We start from the raw sequence: 16,920 nt of genomic DNA on the forward strand, positions 1-16,920 counted from the left end.
CTGAGGATTACGAGGAATGAGAACAAATGTTAGGCTAATACCTGTTTTTCGTTGCACTTGCAGATCTGAACGCGCGAACGGTTGAAACGATAGGAACCATGCGCTGATCGAATCGACTGAACGAAGAGGGTGGGGACCCTGACAGTCCCACACTTAGGACATTTGGTGCCTTTTTCCTGTGCGGCTTTTTTAGCTTTTTCTGCAAAATCGGTCTGTTTTGCCATACTTATCTCCTCACCATATTCTCATTAATTAAAAATCCGAACAACATTTCCTCCCGCCTCGACCGCCTTTTTCAACGTCTGGCCAACATTTTCCAGCAACTCGATGTCACTTGTCTGGCTCACGGCGCCACAAACTCCAATGCTCACGGTAACAGAAAAGCTCTTCTGGTCGACATTGATGATATTGCTCGCGATGTTCTTGCGCAGCTTCTCAGCCCACAAATGGGCCTCCTTCGCAGCCGTGCTTACCAGCAATACCGCAAACCTGTTGAAATCAAACCGCCCCACGAGATCGTACGGTCGAACAGACGATTTGATCATTCGGCCGATATTTTGAAGGACGAAATCGAATCCGTCCTTGCCATAGCGATGCAAATGCTCGTTCATCGAGTCAATCGACAACATCACAAGAGTCAGATCCGTTCCGAAATCATTGGCACGATGCACTTCTTCCTGCACGCGGCTCGCGAAGTAGCTTCTCGTCGCCACTCCCGTTGTCTCGTCCATCAGGACGTAGTTGTTGACAACATCGGTAAGGTTCAGCACTTCAAGACCCACCGCTGTTGTCTCGACGAGCTTCTCGAGCAACTTGACCTCGGGGTCTGAGTACGTTTTAGTGTCCTTACTTTCGACAGCCAATACACCGTAGCAGCGGCTCGTCGAGATGATTGGAAGGATGATACAAGCGCCCTTGGAATCAACCCGTTCCGCTTTGTAAAACCGGGGCAGCTCGATGCCTGCCATAGAGTCGATAATCCGGGAAACGCCTGACTGAATAACGCCCCCCACAAGGCTCTGGTGAGGGTCAATTTCCTGGGTTGCAGTAACATACGAATCGTTCATCCGATTGAGAACAAACTGGACGACCCACGATTTCCGGTTTTCATCGAACAGAACCACGGAGACGTAATCCCACGTTACCAGCCGGGATGTCTCTTCAGCCAACGTCCGCACGACATTGTGCAGACTGAACTCGATTTTCAACTGCTCCCGCATCCTGGAAATTGATCGCAGAACTTCCGAATCGAGAAGCAAATCATACTTGTCGGTATAGCTTCTAATCAACGCAGAGATCAACTTCGTGAACTGGCCCAGCGAGCTCAGCGTCTCCGGTCCATATGCGTCCTCATCGATACAATCGAGGGTCAGGACCGCAACGGGCTCATGAGGAACCGTCGTCGATTTGGCATAGAAAATCGGGACGGCGACAAACGTCTTGACAGGTTCCACAGCCTCGTAGTAGCCGAGCATCTCGAGCTGTCCAGCCGCATTGACCTGGTTGAGAATTCTGGGATGTCCCGTGAAAGCGACCTGACTGATGACGTCGGTCCCAAGCTCCCGGCGGCGATGCGTCATGAACTTGTCGCTATCGGAAACAAAGCTCTCCAGGACAATCTGGTTCTTGTCCTTGTTCACCCAGAAAAAGGCCACCGAATGCGCGAAGTTCACTTCTTTCACGACGGTGAGAACCTTTTTCATAAGGAACCCGAATTCCGATTTCGGCCCCCCCTCGCGAACGAAAACATCTTCGTTCACATCAAAGAAATCAGAAGGCTGAAACTCATACTCTGCAACAGCCGAAATCTGGCCGCGTTTTGATGCTGCGGATTTCGGCTTCCCGGCGGGATCCTCCACAATATCCACCTTGAATTTCTTGTCTGACGGCTGAAAATCGTCGAAGACGAGTTTTTTCATTTCGGCTTCTTGCTCCTGTGCAGTGACTAAAATCCTGGAACCGTCACCCTCCGAATGCTCCTTCGGCCTCGGCCGCCATCGAGACACGATGACATACGCAAAGAGCGAGCCTGAGAGCAAAAACGCCACAATCCTCAATAGCGGTGAGGAGAAAAACAGGCCAGCTAAAAACAGTACGACGCCCGATAACACAACTAGTTCCTGTCTTGATAAATACCACTCAGTCCAGGAACGAATTGTCTTTGACATCCGGGCGTCAGTCCTATATAAGTAAGAAATATGAATCTGGCCCTTAAATTACGCTAAATTTACCCATTTAGGCCAACAAAGTCAAGGTGAAAAATGAGATGAACTTCCAAACTATATCTCATCTCGTCTCTTAGTTTTCTATCAATCGTATTCGTTCAGACAGACGGACAATCGCCTTGCAGCAGAAGCTTTTTTTGTCTAATTTTTGACTTATCGATTGCTTTATCATCAACCACTCCGAGACCACATCTCAATGAAAGCTGTGATCATGGCGGGTGGCTTTGGAACCCGCCTAAGGCCGCTTACCTGCAATATCCCCAAGCCCATGGTACCAATGCTGAACAGGCCGATGATGGAGCACATCGTCGAACTGCTCAAACACCATGGCGTTACCGACATCATAGCAACCCTCTATTATCAGCCGGATGTTATCTCGGGCTACTTCGATGACGGCCACCGATTCGGCGTCTCGATGCAGTATTTGAGGGCCGAGGCCGACTTTGGCACCGCAGGAAGCGTCCGCAACGCAAAGGACTTCCTCGACGAACGGTTTCTCATCATTAGCGGGGACGTCTTCACCGATTTTGACCTTTCAGCGGCTGTTCGCTTCCACGAAGAAAAGAAGGCAAAAGCAACAATCATCCTGACGCATGCCCCCAACCCTCTCCAGTATGGCGTGGTTCTGACCCATGACAATGGAAAGATCTCGCGCTTCCTCGAGAAGCCTTCATGGGGAGAGGTCTTCAGCGATACGATTAACACTGGGATTTATATTCTCGAACCGGAAGTTCTCGACCTCATTCCCCCCAAAGAGGAATTCGACTTTAGCAAGAATCTCTTCCCCATCCTGCTCGAGCAGGATATGGGACTGTATGGCTATATCGCAGAAGGCTACTGGAAAGACGTCGGGAACCTGAACGAATACCAGGACGCTCATTCCGATGCGCTGCGAGGCCAGGTGAAAGCAGCTCTCCCGGGAGAGAAGCGCGGTAACATTTATGTGGGACCGAACAGCCGGGTCGAAACGGACCCCAAAAGCCTCTCGGGCACAGTCATCATCGGCAAGAATACGCATGTTCACGACAACGTTACGATCGCGAACTCCGTAATCGGAGACGACTGCGACATCCAGGCAGGAAGCGTCATCCGCAACTGCGTCATCTGGAACGGCACAAAGATCGGGACAAATGTTGAGATGTCCACGGATGTGATCGGGACGGACTGCGTGATCGGAGATGATGTGGTCATTTCCGAGAACGTGTTCATGAGCGATCGGTGCACGGTTGGCAAACGCAGTCGTCTGTCTGCCAACATCAAGCTGTGGCCTGAAAAGATTGTGGAAGAAGGTGCGGTGGTCACACGAAGTCTGGTCTGGGAAGACCGGTGGCTTCGGGAACTGTTTCGCGACGCGAGAGTTACCGGCGTTTCGAATGTCGAAATGAATCCCGAGTTTGCCGCCAAACTCGGAGCAGCGTTTGGTGCACTCGCCGGTTCCGGCTCAACAGTCGTCACGAGCCGCGATTCTGACAATGTGTCCCGGATGATCAACCGCGCCTTTATGACCGGCCTGATGTCTTCCGGCGTCCACTGCGCAGATCTGAGAATATCCTCCATTCCCATTGTTCGCCACGAGCTCCGGAGCGCTACCGAGCGCGGAGGGATCCATGTCCGGAAATCGCCCCACGACAAAAATCTCACAGATATCATCTTCTTCGACGCCGATGGAAAAGACCTCCCGAGCGGGAAGTCGAAATCTGTCGAGCGATTGTTCTTCGGCGAAGACTTCACACGTTCGAGCCACGACGCGGTCGGCACGATCAGGTTCCCCGAGCGATCAACTGAGAGCTACGTTGAGCGCGAGTACGCTGCACTCGACGTGCATGCAATCCGCTCCGGCGGCATCAAACTTGTCATCGACTATTCGAACGGCATAGCATCCACCATCTTCCCGAACGTCCTCGGAAACCTCAACGTGCAGGTTGTTTCGTTGAACGCGTATCTCGACAGTCAGAAACTGACGCGGACCAGGGAGCTTACCGAGCGGACGGTGAAGGAGTTGTCGCACGTCGTGACTTCGCTTCAGTACGATGTCGGATGCATGCTTGACCCCGGAGCCGAGAAGCTCATTGTCGTGGATGAACGCGGTCACGCGATTGAAAATGATCGTTTGCTGACACTGATGACAAAGCTGGTCATCCTCGCTCATCCTGAGATCAAGAAAATTGCCGTTCCGATTTCAGCGTCTGCCGAGGTTGACATGCTCGCCGAGGAGTACGGGCTCACGGTGGTGAAAACCCGGGACAGTCATCTTGCTCTCATGGAAGCAGCATCCAACAAACAGATCAGGTTTGTAGGCGGGACCAAGGGCGGGTTTATTTTCAACGATTTCCTGTTCGCCTCAGACGGCATGTTCTGCGTGGCGAAGCTGCTTGAATGTCTCTCTCTGACCAAGAAACGCTTTGGCGAACTCGACCGCGAGACGCCCAGACTGCACATGATCAAGCGTGCCACCGCGTGTGCCTGGAACCTCAAAGGGCAGGTGATGCGGTATCTGATGAAGGATACAGAACGGCTGCCGCGGGAATTGATCGACGGGGTAAAGATCTACCCAAATCAGGATGACCGGCTCACATCGGTGCTGCTGATTCCCGACCGGACCCGACCCGAGTTCCACATCAATGCTGAATCACCGGATGCTGCGATCGCGCAGCAGCTGTCCAATGAATACGAGGTAAAACTGCACGTGTGGATGAATTCGTAGATGTCTAGATAACGAGTGTCTCAGATTTTTCGGAGTAACGAATGCGTATTGTAGACTTACTGAATGAAAGCGTTGTCAGAACAAATCTCGCTGGAACGTCCAAGAACGAAATCATTAACGCAATCATCGATGTCGCTGCAGCACAGGAACGGGTACTTGACAAGGAGAAAGTGCGCGAGGCAATTTTCGAACGCGAGAAAATCATGTCAACGGGTGTCGGCGCGGGGTTTGCGATCCCGCATGCAAAATCAGACGCTGTCAGCGACATTGTTGCCGCATTCGCCGTTACCGCACAACCCATCGACTATCAGTCACTCGACGATCAGCCTGTCAGAATTGTCTTCCTCCTTGTCGGCCGCGAAAACATGGTGGGACCGCACATCAAGCTGCTGAGCCGGATCTCCCGCCTCATGAATAACGAAGACTTCCGTAAACGCCTCCTGGATGCTCCAACGCCGAAAGACATTCTCGAAATCTTCCGTCAGGAAGAAGCTACACATTTTGAAGCGTAGCGACGGCAATGCAACTCTGACCACCCGCAACCGCCGGGCAGCGCGCCACCACCGAACGATAGCGTGGACGCGCTGGACGGGAAATGTCAAACGCCGACTCATGGAACGGACACACCATTGAAATTCAGATCAATCAGGGGGACAAAAGACGTTCTCCCCGGAGAAACGGAAGCGTGGCAGTACGTCGAAGAGACCATTCGACGTGTCATGGGTATTTTCAACTACCGCGAGATCCGGACTCCCGTATTTGAACAGACCGGGTTGTTCGCCCGGAGTATTGGCGAGCTGACCGACATCGTGAGCAAGGAGATGTATACCTTCAGCGACAGGAGCGAAGAGAGCCTGACGCTGAGACCTGAAGGAACGGCATCCGCGTTGCGCGCATACATCCAGCACAACGTCGGCGAACAGACACCGCTGACAAAACTCTACTATATCGGACCGATGTTCCGGCAGGAGCGACCGCAGGCAGGGCGTCTGCGCCAGTTCCACCAGTTCGGGGCCGAAGCGCTGGGGAGTTCCTCCCCGCAGCTCGACGCCGAGATGATGCTTCTCGCGTTGAGTGTGTACCGGGAACTGGGGATTCAGGAGTTCTCGCTCAAGATCAATTCCGTCGGCTGTGAGCAATGCCGCCCTCCATACAAACTGAAACTGATCGAATCACTTCAGACAGTGCGAAACCAGCTATCGCCTGAGAGCCAGGCGCGTATCGATCAGAACCCGCTGCGTGTGCTCGATTCGAAGGACGAACATGATCAGGCGTTGACGAACCAGGTGCCGCTCATGAAGGACCATCTGTGCCCGGAATGCAGCCGGCATTTTGCAGAAGTCCAGACACTGCTGCAGGCAACGGCAACTCCTTTCGTCATTGACGGCAGGCTCGTGCGCGGTCTCGACTACTATACGAAAACAGCATTCGAAATCACGAGCACAGCTCTCGGTTCACAGGATGCTCTCGCCGGCGGGGGTCGTTACGATCTCCTCGTCGAAGAACTCGGCGGGAAGCAAACCCCGGGCGTCGGATTCGCCGCCGGGATAGAACGGCTCCTGATGGTCCTTGCGAAAATTGGTCCGCAGCGAACGACCGATCTCCGTCCGCTGCTGTTCATCGTTACGATTGATGAAGAAGCACGGCGATGGGCTTTCGCCAAAGCACACGCACTGCGGACAAAAGGCATGCGGATTGAAGTCGATTACCTTGGCCGGAGCGTGAAGGCACAAATGCGCGAGGCGAACCGTCAGGAAGCACTCTACACCGTCGTGATCGGAGAAACCGAACTCCGGTCGGGTTCCGCGAAACTTAAGAATATGCGGACCGGTGACGATGTCCCCGTCAATTTGAACGAGATCGATTCCGCACTCCAGACCTGATGCCACGCAAGCGGAAACACCGAAATCCCGAATACTCGCTTCACGTGTTTCATTATTTCGATGAACGGATCCGCAAGGTCCTGCAGGTATTCCTTGTGCAGACAGTCAAGGAGTTTACGAGTTTCCACTACGAGATCCTCCTGGATGTGGCCCTTCGGGAAAGGACAATTCAGGTGAAGATCCTGGGTCTTCGCACAACGCCTCTGACGATGCCCGGCGTAGGCCCGGCGCGGGGACGGGAGGATTTCTCTGACCTGCGCGGCTCGTATCAGCTCAATATCGCCAAGCTCGATGGCGAGCTGAACGAATTCCAGATTGACCTGTCTCCCTCGAGCATTGTCATCTCGGGGTCTCCAGCTTCGCCTTTCATCACAGTATCCAATACGCCGGTGATGCTTCAGTGATGCCGGGCTTCTCTCGTGTATCAACTATCTCTTGAACTATGTGCCCTCGACTCCTGCAAATCGGACCCTTTACAATCTACGGCTACGGCCTCATGTTAGCGGTGGGTTTCATTGTCGGCAGCTACCTGATTACGAACGACATGAAACGGCGGGGGATGGATCCGAATCTTGGCAATACAATTACCCTGATCGCGCTCATCGCGGGCGTCGCCGGTTCGAAGATCCTCTTCCTGATTGAGAACTGGAGCTACTTCCTCGATGATCCGGCAGGCATGGCCTTTTCTCCGAGCGGGCTGACCTTCTACGGGGGGTTTCTGCTTGCGACATTGGCAATCTATCTCTATCTCCGGAAGCGCGGGATTCGATTCCTCCTCGCTGCCGATGCGATCGCTCCCGGCCTGTTGCTCGCATACGGAATCGCACGGATTGGATGCCACCTTGCGGGAGACGGAGATTACGGCTTTCCGACGACCCTCCCCTGGGGAACCGACTATTCCAAAGGCACATACCCTCCTTCTATTGCATTCAGAAACGTTCCGGAGATCGCAAGCAAATACCCCGGCGGCATCGTACCCGACACGACGCTGTGCCACCCGGCCCCTATCTACGAATTCCTCATTTGCGGAATTCTCTTTTTGGTCTTATGGCGGCTTCGTACGAAACTGCAACCGGCGGGAAAGCTCTTCATGCTGTATCTCGTCCTGGCCGGGATGGAGCGATTCTTCATCGAGTTTATTCGCGTCAATCCGCGTTCCTCGCTTGGACTTTCAGAAGCACAATTCATCGCCCTTGGGCTCTTTCTCGTCGGTGCGTTTGGTTGGTTCTTCCTCACGAAGAGTCATGACACGCATCAGACGACGTGACCCTGGCATGGTACTGACATCACCGAGGTACTCGTGGAAAACCTGATCGCCGGGAGACAGCCGGTACTCGAAGCACTCCGATCGGATACACCTCTCGAAAAAATCTATATTCTTTTCGGAACTCACGGCGCTGCGATCCAGGCAATCCAGAAGATCGCGAAACGACGCGGCGTCTCGGTAAAGGAAATTGACCGGCAGCGTTTTCTGGAACTGTGTCCGGACGTGAACGCTCAGGGGGTTGTCGCCGTCTCATCGACGGCATCGTATGTCGACGTGGATACTATGCTCGCAGCCGCCGCGCAGAAAGGCGAACCGCCGTTCCTGCTCATCCTCGACGAGATCGAAGACCCGCACAATCTGGGAGCTTTGTTGCGATCGGGTGAATGCGCCGGCGTTCACGGGGCGATCATCCCCCGCCACCATTCGGCTTCTCTGAATGAAACCGTGACGAAGAGCTCAGCCGGGGCATCCCTCCACCTGCCCATTGCCAAAGTCACCAACATCGCAGCAACCATGGATGAACTGAAGGAACGCGGCGTGTGGATAGTTGGTACAGACATGGCCGCGGCGCGGACGTACGACGTCCAGGACTATGCAGGTCCTCTCGCAATCGTTGTTGGGAACGAAGGGAAGGGTATTCGGAAGCTGGTAAAAGAGAAATGCGACTTCCTCGTGAAGATCCCGATGTACGGTAAGATTGAATCGTTGAATGCTTCTGTGGCTGGCGGGTTAGTGCTGTTTGAAGCGGCAAAGAAGCGACATCAACAAGCTAGTTAAACCCCAAAAAGCTAGAAGGACAAAGCCGGCGGTCCGATCGCACATCCCCGGCGCAGGCATCGTTCTAGGGCTTGTTTCTGTTCACACCCCTCTTCTTGACCAATCGTCCCCCTTCACGGGTCGCAGACCGCTGAAGATCCTTCAGTTGGGAGACGTATTTCTGTGCACTCTCCCGGGGCTTCACAATCATTTTCTGCCTGTTACTGATCCCCTTCATCCGGCTCCCCCTCCTTCATCAACCCGTACCGCTTCATCTTCGTGTACAGGTGGCTGCGTTGGATATCGAGAGATTCCGCTGTCTTTGAGATGTTCCACTTGTGCCGGTCCAGCTGGCGGCGGATAAAGGCAGCCTCGGCATGTTCCTTGAACAATTGAAATGTGCCCCCCTGGGCGAGAATATCCTCGAACTCTCCGTGCCCCCCCTGAACACCCACTTCCAGCAGGGAGATGTCGATGCTGGTGCCCTGAGACAGGATAACCAGCCGTTCGACTGTATTCCGCAACTCACGAACATTTCCACGCCATTCCTGCATTGCAAGCCGGCGTAGCGCATCCTCCGATGCCGTCTTGAGCGCCATGCCATTGCGAGTACAGACATCGTCGATGAAAGATTTCACAAGTATCGGGATGTCGTCCCTGCGCTCACGGAGCGCGGGCACGTGAATCGGAATAACCCTCAGTCGATGATACAAATCGTCCCGGAAATTCCCCTTCTTTATTTCTTCTTCCAGGTTCTTGTTCGTCGCGGCGATCACACGCACGTCGACTTTGATGAGCCTGGTGCCGCCGACCCGTTCGATCGTCCCCTCCTCGAGGGCGCGTAGAACTTTTGCCTGTGAGCGGAAGCTCATGTCACCAATCTCGTCGAGGAACAACGTCCCGCCGTCGGCCTGCTCGAACTTGCCGATACGCTGGGCTGTCGCACCTGTGAAGGAGCCCTTTTCGTGTCCGAACAATTCCGACTCGATCAATTCCGAAGGGATGGCGGCGCAGTTGACTTCGACGAATGACTTGGAAGACCGTTTGCTCAGGCGTTGTACTGCGCGTGCAACGAGTTCCTTCCCGGTACCGTTTTCCCCTGTCACGAGCACACGGACATCCGTCGGCGCCACGCGTTCGATGACTCCAAGGATCTCTTTGATCTTCGGGCTCTCCCCGAGGATCTGCCACTTTCCCTCGACCGATTCGCGCAACTGGCGGTACTCTTCCGATATTTTCGCCTGGTGCAGCGCATTGCGGACGGTGACAAGCAGCTTGTCCCTGTCGAGCGGCTTCGGAAGGAAGTCGAACGCTCCGAGCTTCGTGGCTTCGACGGCGGTTTCGATTGTTCCATGACCGGAGATCATGATGACCGGGAGTTCCACTCTCTTCTCCCGGACTCGTTGAAGGACTTCAAGTCCATCCATTCCGGCCATCTTGACATCAAGCAGTATCAAGTCGACCGGCGATGCCGCCAGCTGGTGCAACGCGTCCTGTCCATTTTGGGCGAAGAGCACCTCGTACGCTTCGAATTCGAGTACCATTTTCAACGAATCACGGACGCTCTTCTCATCATCAACAACAAGGATCGATTTCATGGTGCACGCTATTCTTGAAATGGAAGGTTCAAATAATCCGACGGCAGGAGGTTTTTGACCGTCAGGAGATCATGGCCGAACTGTTCGCCGTGTTTGTTTGAGCGGCGGTCTCGAGGGTCGTCCACACCACCGACAACGAACTGTGCCTCTCCCCATTCCACAAGATTTCCACCAGTCCGGGCAAGTTCACGAGATTCGGATGAGTATGCGATATACGCCGACGCAAAGAAATGCTGCAACTTGTCCCGGTCACCTTCCGGCGGCGTGTCAACATACAAACGTGACGGGAGATTGCGAAAACGGGCGTTGAACATGCTGTCCGCTTCGAAGGTAAGAGGCACCCCAATGGGACCGATGATAGGGACCTTCAGGTCCACGTCGCGATGCTCGAGTGTCCCCATCAAGGAGAGGAACAACGCGCGGGCAATATTGTGCTCCGCGATCTTCAATGCCTTGAGGTAGATTTCGTCAATCGCCCGGGCATCGCCGCACCGTTTCATCAGAACTCCGAACCGCGCATCGCGGACATATTCGCGGATCTGGCGCGTCTCCTTGATCAAATCAGGCGTGAACGCGTTCCCAATAAACTTGAACAGCGAGAAGGACTCTTTCGCCCCACCGTCGTAGTCCCAGGTGAGACCGTCCGGACCCGGCTTGCCGTCGCACTGGGCACTGGAAATGCCGTGAATCAGCAGCAGAAGAAACCCGGCTGCGAAGAATATCCTCACGGAGTTGCCAGAAGCTTCAACAGGTCTTATGGCACTGCGAGAGACCATCAGGTTTGGATGACTCCAGAATTGAATTTCGGTATTGTGGGCTGCTATCTCTATTCCACGGGAAATGATGCCGCGAGTTTCAGCCGGATCGGTGTAGCCGTCAATCCAAAGCCGGGCGGCAGCAAAGAGCGGATCCAACCCCGCCTCATACCGATCCTGAGTGTCATTGAGCAGCCTCCCCTGCTTTTCCTTCGAGATCCGCTTTCCGCCCATTCTCCATCGCCTGAACCTTGATACTCAGGAGTGTCTCGCTCGTCTACTTGCCTCCCATCAAGGCGATCTGGGCGCATGGCCACGCGAATATCATCCGCGGGTCATAGACCTTGCCGCACATCGCGCTGTTCCCCGCACCGTAGGGATTTCTCACCATGAAGCTGAATTTCGGGACCACACTGCTCGCCCCTGCGCTCACCATTTTTTCGCCAGACCTGCCTGCTGCTGGCTCTTCTGAAACGTGGCGTCTGCTTTGATAGCGCTTCCGATGCGGGCCATGGAGGAGTCATCCCTCACTGTTTTGCTGTCGTGTCGCGCGTCCCCGTTCCACCGAAAAGGAAGATCGAGTAGAACAGTTCACGTGCTTCTTCGTTCGTCGGGTTGATATTGATGGCCTGGAGCGCATACCCCGCCGCCCTTCCCGGATCTCCCAACCGACGATAACATTTCGCGAGCTGCAGGAGCAAGACATCCTGCCGCACTCGTCGGTCAGCAAAATACCGCTCTCTGAGTTGAAGGGCTTTCTTGTAGTTTTCAAATGCGGGCTGGAATTCCTGGATGTCAAAATACATGTCGGCAAGGCGGATGCGATAGAAATCAACAGTGTCTGCAGAGAGCTCAATGCAGCGCTTGAGAAGCTTCTCCGTCTTCGACACATCAAATGCGCCGAACTGCGTTGCCACGATGCGCTCGCGGGTAAACCTCACCCACGCATATTGTTCAAGCAGCACCGGATCGTTCGGCGAGAGTTCAACCGCCCGCGCGAGCATCTGAACCTGCTCTTCCCGCCTTCCCAAGCGATCTGCCAAACCGGCCATGGCAGTGACAGCGCGAAGATCCTTCGGATGCGCCTCAAGGTAGCTGGAGAGCATAGAATATCCGAGGGACAGATTTCCCCTCCCCATATCCGAATGCAGGAGCCCGATGTTCAGCCGTTCCTCATCGGTGAGAGCACGCTGCTTCACCAGTTGGTTGAGGAAGAGTGCTGTCCGATTGAAAGCCAGTCGTTCATCGTAGCGGGCGATCTCGTTAGCACCCTTGTTGACGAAAAATGCCCGCGGAGCCCAATGTTCAAGCAATGGCTTGTCTTCCGTGTTCACAGGGCCATCGCTCGCGTATTCCCTGGTTGGGTTCTCAGAGATCATCTGAAGAGAAGCCAGGGTTGCCGCATCGGGGATCTTGATGCGTTCCAAATCCTTCTTCACCGCGGCGTTTGCCAGCTTCCGCGACAGCTGGTTCTCATCAAGGATCAGGGAGTCCTTCGATCCGACGAGCAGAAGATCGGGAGTCAACGATTGCCACACGACAACATGCGGAAACACTGTTCGGAATGTCCGGACGACGAGCTTGAAGGTTGGGTCGTCGATTTCGTACAGGTGAAACCACTGGACCATGACTCCATTGGGCCGCAGCCTACCTTTGCACATCTCAAAGAAATCGATTGTGTAGAGATTGCCGATGCCCGCGATCCAAGGATTGGACGGCTCACTGATGATCGCATCGTAGTTTGTCTGTGAAAGCTTGAGAAAGGCCAGGGCATCATCGATGTACAACCTAGCCCGCGGATCCTCGAGAGGCTTGTTGTTGACATGCTCGAAGTACTTCGCCCCCGCGATCACCTCCGGCGAAATCTCAACACAATCCACGCGCTTGATCGGATGAGTGAGCACGCTTCCCGTAGTCACACCGCTCCCAAAACCAATCACGAGGACGGTGTCGGGGTGGGGATGAAGCATCATCGGCACCTGGCCCAGGAGTACCTGAGTGGGGAGGTCTCCAACGGACGACGCATCGGCCTTTCCATTAATGATCAGGACATTCTGCACTCCAGTCCCCGCCTGATTCTGGACAACGCCAACCGTGGCGGAGGCTCCTTCCTTGTAGTAAAGGACCTTGTTGGCTCTCACTCCTCGCACGAACTCCTCATAGGTCGCCGGAGCCTGCCGATTGTTGCCGAATTGCCTGAACACGCCCGAAAGTGTTACGATCTGATTCCAATCGGAGCCGAACACAAACGTGAGAGCTCCCACAAGTGTAGCGAAGATCACCAGCACACCGCGGCGGATTTTCGGGACGCCCGCATCGACTAATGTCAGGACGATGCCGCTCACGAGGTTCAGAACGAGCCCGACTTCCATGGCGTGTCGCACGCCGATGACCGGGATCAACACAAGACCCGCTGCCAGCGAACCAAGGACGGTGCCGATCGTATTCACGGAGAACACGGTGCCGACAGATTTCCCGAGCACTTTCACAGACCGTGTAGCGATGCGGCTCGCCAGCGGCAGGGACATTCCAAGGAAGATCGTCGGAATGATCATGAGCGTCAGGCCGATGATGAACTGGATCGCGAGAAAGATCGGGTAGCTTGTATCCGATCGCGTAAGAACCGAGCCGACCTGCCAGAAGAGGTACGGAACCCGCCCGTAGAGCGGAAGCATCAGCGCCATCGAAGCACCGATAAGGAGCTGGCATACGGCGAGAACGGCGAACAGGTTCTTCCATCTTTCGATGAGAACCGACACCAACCAGCTGCCGATGGTGATCCCGGATATGAACGCGACAAGCATGAGGGTGTAGGAGTATGTTGACGAACCCAGGACGGGGATCAACAGCCGGACCCATGCGACTTCATAAATCATGGCTGCGAGGCCGGACACACCTGCGACACCGACGGCGAGCGAGACAAAGTGAGGAGGAAACGAGGGGAGTTCGGTTTCATGTTCTGACGCACTCTCAGCGGGAGAGAGCCTGTTTCCTGAGCCAAGGGCATACGCTGCGGAAGCGATGACAATGTTCACGCATCCTGCCGAAAGGACTGTGGCCTGAAGTCCGGCCATCGGAACAAGGAAGAATCCCCCGAGCAGCGATCCGACAACCGCCCCGAAGCTGTTGAGGAAGTACAGAGTCGCAACATTCTTTCCAGAATCTTCGACATTGGAAGAAATGAAGCGAACAAGGACTGGCAGCGTTCCTCCCATGAGAATCGTGGGGAAAAGAAGCGTCAGCACACTGATCAAGAGCTTCAACAGCAGCACCGCGTTTCCGTCGCTGGGCAGATTGAATGCGTGTACGGTCACCACGAAAAGATACTTCACAGCGCTCATCAGCCAGGGATACAACAAGCAGTAGAGGCCGATGAAGAACTCCAGGAGGGCATACAGGCGGATTGGTGATTTTGCCCTATCTGCACGACGGCCCCACAGCGACGCACCGATGGCGAGTCCTCCCATAAATGTCGCCAAGACAATGGTTTGCGCGTATGTCGTGTTGCCGAGGAAGAGGGAGAGATACTTGAACCACGCTACCTGATAGATGAGACCCGTGGCTCCGGAGACAATAAAGAGAATTGCGATGATACTGTACGAAGTCTGCTTGGTCATGAGGTCCTTTGAGAGAGAAGAGCGTGGTTAGTCCGGAACAGATTCTTTGCGATCACCATCTTCTGCACTTCGGACGTCCCCTCACCAATGGCGAGGAACTTGACGTCACGATAGAATTTTTCGACCGGGAAGTCTTTGATGAATCCGTGTTTTCATGTCGTACGTGTAGCTGAAATTCATCGATTGCGCGTTGTCGCTCAATGGCACTTCCCGTTCGTATCCCACTACACCCCTTCCGTCCGAAAATCCTCCAGAAGTCCGGCTGCAACGTCGTACGGATTTGACTGGCGCTGTAACAAAAGATCCAGTTTCTCATGAAGCTTACGGGAACGTTCGCGGTTCCAGAATTCGATGTGGAGTTGGTTCTCGATGATCTCCCGGATCCTGCTTTCGAGGCGCGACTTCCGTTTCCGTTCGAGCTCACCGGACGATTCCAGAAACTCCCTGTGTTTCTGAACATATGCAGCAACCTCCTCGATTCCCTTCCCCTCGCTCGCCTGAGTCTTCAGAACATCCGGCATCCAACTCTCCGCAGTATGCGAACGAAATCCGAGAATCATCTTGAGGGACATCACAGCCTGATCGGCACCGGGGCGATCGGCCTTGTTCAGCACAAAGAAATCGGCAATCTCCATCAGCCCTGCCTTCATGGCCTGTATGCCATCCCCCGATTCGGGGACGAGCACGACCACGGTTGTATCCGCTGCGCTGGCAATATCGAGCTCGGATTGGCCTACGCCGACGGTTTCCATCAGTACCACGTCATATCCTGCTGCATCGAGAACGTCGGCTGCTTCCTTGGCCTTTTTGCTCAAGCCTCCCAGGCTTCCGCGGGAAGCCATGCTGCGGATGAAGACCCCCTCGTCCAACTCGACATCGCTCATCCGGACGCGATCGCCGAGGAGCGCTCCCCCTGTAAACGGACTCGTTGGATCGACCGCGATGATTCCGACTTTTTTCTGCTGGAGGCGATAGTACCGGGCGAGTTTGTTCGTCAGCGTGCTCTTTCCCGCCCCCGGCGGGCCAGTGATGCCCACCCGATAGGCTCTGCCCGTGCGGGGATAAACGCTGCTGAGGATGTCCTTTGCGAGCGGCGTGTCGTTCTCCACCTGGGAGATCGCCCGCGCAACGGTCCTGCGATCTCCAGCGAGCAAATGCTCGATCATGGTAGCGGCGATGGATGACACCCTTCTATGCTGAGTTGTTTTTGAAGTACTCCGCTGTCACACGAAGACCCTCGGAAAGCCCCACAGTCGGTTTCCACCCAAGCTCCCGTTCGATCTTCTTGTACGAAATCACGCTTCGGCGCTGCTCTCCCTGCTTACCTGGTCCGTGGTTTTCCGCACTGTTCGGGTTCAACCAACCCCGGAGCACACCGAAGAGCTCGTTGACATCTGTTTCAATCCCGGTACCGATATTGAAGATGTTCGATCCTTTGTAGTCAAGCGCCAGGATACTGCCCCTCACAACGTCGCCGACGAATGTGTAGTCCCTCGTCTGATTCCCATCACCGTTGATCACCGGGCTTTCCCCTTGGAGCAATTTCTTTGCGAAGATTGCCACCACTCCTGCCTCGCCATGCGGGTTCTGGCGCGGGCCGTAGACATTTGCATATCGGAGAACGACGTGGTCGATTCCGTGCACCACTTTGTAGTAGAAGAGGTATTTCTCTGTCACGAGTTTCGTGATTCCGTACGGCGACAAAGGCCGGACAGGATGTTCTTCATCGGCGGGGAAATAGTCCTGCTCACCGTAGATCGCACCACCGGTCGATGAGAAGATGATCTTCTTGACCCCGTACTGCCTTGCCGCTTCGAAAATGTTAAGTCCCCCCAGCACATTCACGCTTGCGTCGAACTTCGGATCGGCGACAGACCGGCGAACATCCATCTGAGCTGCATGATGATTCACCACATCGATCGGAGAGCGCTGAAAGACTTGCTCAACTTCCGGGCTCCGGATATCCAGCTGATAAAACTCAGCTCTGGGATTGACATTCTCCCGCACTCCAGAGGATAAATCATCGATCACGATGACCCGGTGTCCCTCCTTGATGTAGGCATCAACCACATGTGAGCCAATAAACCCTGCACCACCTGTAACGAGAATATTCAT

14 protein-coding genes and 2 pseudogenes are annotated in these 16,920 nt (G+C 54.6%); 6 read left to right on the top strand and 10 right to left on the bottom strand.

The window, feature by feature from the left end:
• Positions 1–29 precede the first annotated feature (29 nt).
• A complete protein-coding gene (locus NTU47_09935; protein MCX6134119.1) occupies positions 30–224 on the bottom strand; it encodes a hypothetical protein in 195 nt (64 codons plus the stop codon).
• Positions 225–248: 24 nt separating this feature from the next.
• On the bottom strand, positions 249–1,919 hold the full coding sequence (locus NTU47_09940; GenBank protein MCX6134120.1) for a sensor domain-containing diguanylate cyclase: 1,671 nt from the start codon (positions 1,917–1,919) through the stop codon (positions 249–251).
• Between the two features lie 502 nt (positions 1,920–2,421).
• Between NTU47_09940 and NTU47_09945 the strand changes: the two genes are divergently transcribed.
• The 6 genes from NTU47_09945 to rlmB all read left to right on the top strand — a co-directional run bounded on the left by NTU47_09945 (position 2,422) and on the right by rlmB (position 8,856).
• A complete protein-coding gene (locus tag NTU47_09945; protein MCX6134121.1) occupies positions 2,422–4,929 on the top strand; it encodes a sugar phosphate nucleotidyltransferase in 2,508 nt (835 codons plus the stop codon).
• Between the two features lie 41 nt (positions 4,930–4,970).
• Positions 4,971–5,441: a PTS sugar transporter subunit IIA gene (locus NTU47_09950; GenBank protein ID MCX6134122.1), complete on the top strand. Its 471-nt coding sequence runs from the start codon at positions 4,971–4,973 to the stop codon at positions 5,439–5,441.
• A gap of 117 nt (positions 5,442–5,558) precedes the next feature.
• Positions 5,559–6,812 (top strand): histidine--tRNA ligase, encoded by a 1,254-nt coding sequence (gene hisS / locus NTU47_09955; protein ID MCX6134123.1) that lies wholly within the window; start codon positions 5,559–5,561, stop codon positions 6,810–6,812.
• On the top strand, positions 6,812–7,216 hold the full coding sequence (locus tag NTU47_09960; protein MCX6134124.1) for a hypothetical protein: 405 nt from the start codon (positions 6,812–6,814) through the stop codon (positions 7,214–7,216). The genes hisS and NTU47_09960 overlap by 1 nt, the downstream gene beginning before the upstream one ends.
• 38 nt (positions 7,217–7,254) lie before the next feature.
• The gene (locus tag NTU47_09965) at positions 7,255–8,079 is read left to right on the top strand and encodes a prolipoprotein diacylglyceryl transferase (protein ID MCX6134125.1); all 825 of its coding nucleotides are present in this window, start codon (positions 7,255–7,257) and stop codon (positions 8,077–8,079) included.
• Between the two features lie 33 nt (positions 8,080–8,112).
• Entirely contained in the window at positions 8,113–8,856 is a 744-nt protein-coding gene (rlmB, locus tag NTU47_09970; GenBank protein MCX6134126.1) for a 23S rRNA (guanosine(2251)-2'-O)-methyltransferase RlmB, read from the top strand.
• Between the two features lie 64 nt (positions 8,857–8,920).
• Here the strand turns inward: rlmB and NTU47_09975 are convergent, their stop codons facing one another.
• From NTU47_09975 to NTU47_10010, 8 genes and pseudogenes are all read right to left on the bottom strand, one after another.
• Positions 8,921–9,073 (bottom strand): hypothetical protein, encoded by a 153-nt coding sequence (locus tag NTU47_09975; protein MCX6134127.1) that lies wholly within the window; start codon positions 9,071–9,073, stop codon positions 8,921–8,923.
• Positions 9,057–10,433, bottom strand: a complete 1,377-nt coding sequence (locus NTU47_09980) for a sigma-54 dependent transcriptional regulator (GenBank protein MCX6134128.1) — start codon at positions 10,431–10,433, stop codon at positions 9,057–9,059. The genes NTU47_09975 and NTU47_09980 overlap by 17 nt, the downstream gene beginning before the upstream one ends.
• Before the next feature lie 8 nt (positions 10,434–10,441).
• The gene (locus tag NTU47_09985) at positions 10,442–11,422 is read right to left on the bottom strand and encodes a hypothetical protein (GenBank protein ID MCX6134129.1); all 981 of its coding nucleotides are present in this window, start codon (positions 11,420–11,422) and stop codon (positions 10,442–10,444) included.
• Positions 11,423–11,465: 43 nt separating this feature from the next.
• Positions 11,466–11,627, bottom strand: a pseudogene (locus tag NTU47_09990) (hypothetical protein).
• Between the two features lie 88 nt (positions 11,628–11,715).
• Positions 11,716–14,805 carry a fused MFS/spermidine synthase gene (locus tag NTU47_09995; protein MCX6134130.1) on the bottom strand — a complete coding sequence of 1,030 codons (3,090 nt, stop codon included), beginning with the start codon at positions 14,803–14,805 and terminating at the stop codon, positions 11,716–11,718.
• Positions 14,802–14,954 (bottom strand): annotated as a pseudogene (locus NTU47_10000) (acyl-CoA dehydrogenase family protein). Before NTU47_10000 ends, NTU47_09995 begins: the two are co-directional and overlap by 4 nt.
• A 75-nt stretch (positions 14,955–15,029) precedes the next feature.
• A complete protein-coding gene (gene meaB / locus NTU47_10005; protein MCX6134131.1) occupies positions 15,030–15,992 on the bottom strand; it encodes a methylmalonyl Co-A mutase-associated GTPase MeaB in 963 nt (320 codons plus the stop codon).
• A 4-nt stretch (positions 15,993–15,996) separates the two neighbouring features.
• Positions 15,997–16,920, bottom strand: coding sequence for an NAD-dependent epimerase/dehydratase family protein (locus NTU47_10010; protein MCX6134132.1), 924 nt, complete (start codon positions 16,918–16,920; stop codon positions 15,997–15,999).

It is taken from the genome of Ignavibacteriales bacterium (assembly GCA_026390595.1).
Classification (GTDB): domain Bacteria; phylum Bacteroidota; class Ignavibacteria; order UBA10030; family UBA10030; genus UBA9647.

Excerpts from the sequence above, each read along its gene's own strand:
- NTU47_09965 (MCX6134125.1), top strand. The coding sequence starts at position 7,255 with ATGTGCCCTCGACTCCTGCAAATCGGACCCTTTACAATCTACGGCTAC.
- NTU47_09985 (MCX6134129.1), bottom strand. The coding sequence starts at position 11,422 with ATGGGCGGAAAGCGGATCTCGAAGGAAAAGCAGGGGAGGCTGCTCAAT.
- NTU47_09935 (MCX6134119.1), bottom strand. The coding sequence starts at position 224 with ATGGCAAAACAGACCGATTTTGCAGAAAAAGCTAAAAAAGCCGCACAG.
- NTU47_09950 (MCX6134122.1), top strand. The coding sequence starts at position 4,971 with ATGCGTATTGTAGACTTACTGAATGAAAGCGTTGTCAGAACAAATCTC.
- NTU47_09995 (MCX6134130.1), bottom strand. The coding sequence starts at position 14,805 with ATGACCAAGCAGACTTCGTACAGTATCATCGCAATTCTCTTTATTGTC.
- NTU47_09940 (MCX6134120.1), bottom strand. The coding sequence starts at position 1,919 with ATGAAAAAACTCGTCTTCGACGATTTTCAGCCGTCAGACAAGAAATTC.
- NTU47_09960 (MCX6134124.1), top strand. The coding sequence starts at position 6,812 with ATGCCACGCAAGCGGAAACACCGAAATCCCGAATACTCGCTTCACGTG.
- NTU47_09980 (MCX6134128.1), bottom strand. The coding sequence starts at position 10,433 with ATGAAATCGATCCTTGTTGTTGATGATGAGAAGAGCGTCCGTGATTCG.
- NTU47_09975 (MCX6134127.1), bottom strand. The coding sequence starts at position 9,073 with ATGAAGGGGATCAGTAACAGGCAGAAAATGATTGTGAAGCCCCGGGAG.
- NTU47_09945 (MCX6134121.1), top strand. The coding sequence starts at position 2,422 with ATGAAAGCTGTGATCATGGCGGGTGGCTTTGGAACCCGCCTAAGGCCG.
- NTU47_10010 (MCX6134132.1), bottom strand. The coding sequence starts at position 16,920 with ATGAATATTCTCGTTACAGGTGGTGCAGGGTTTATTGGCTCACATGTG.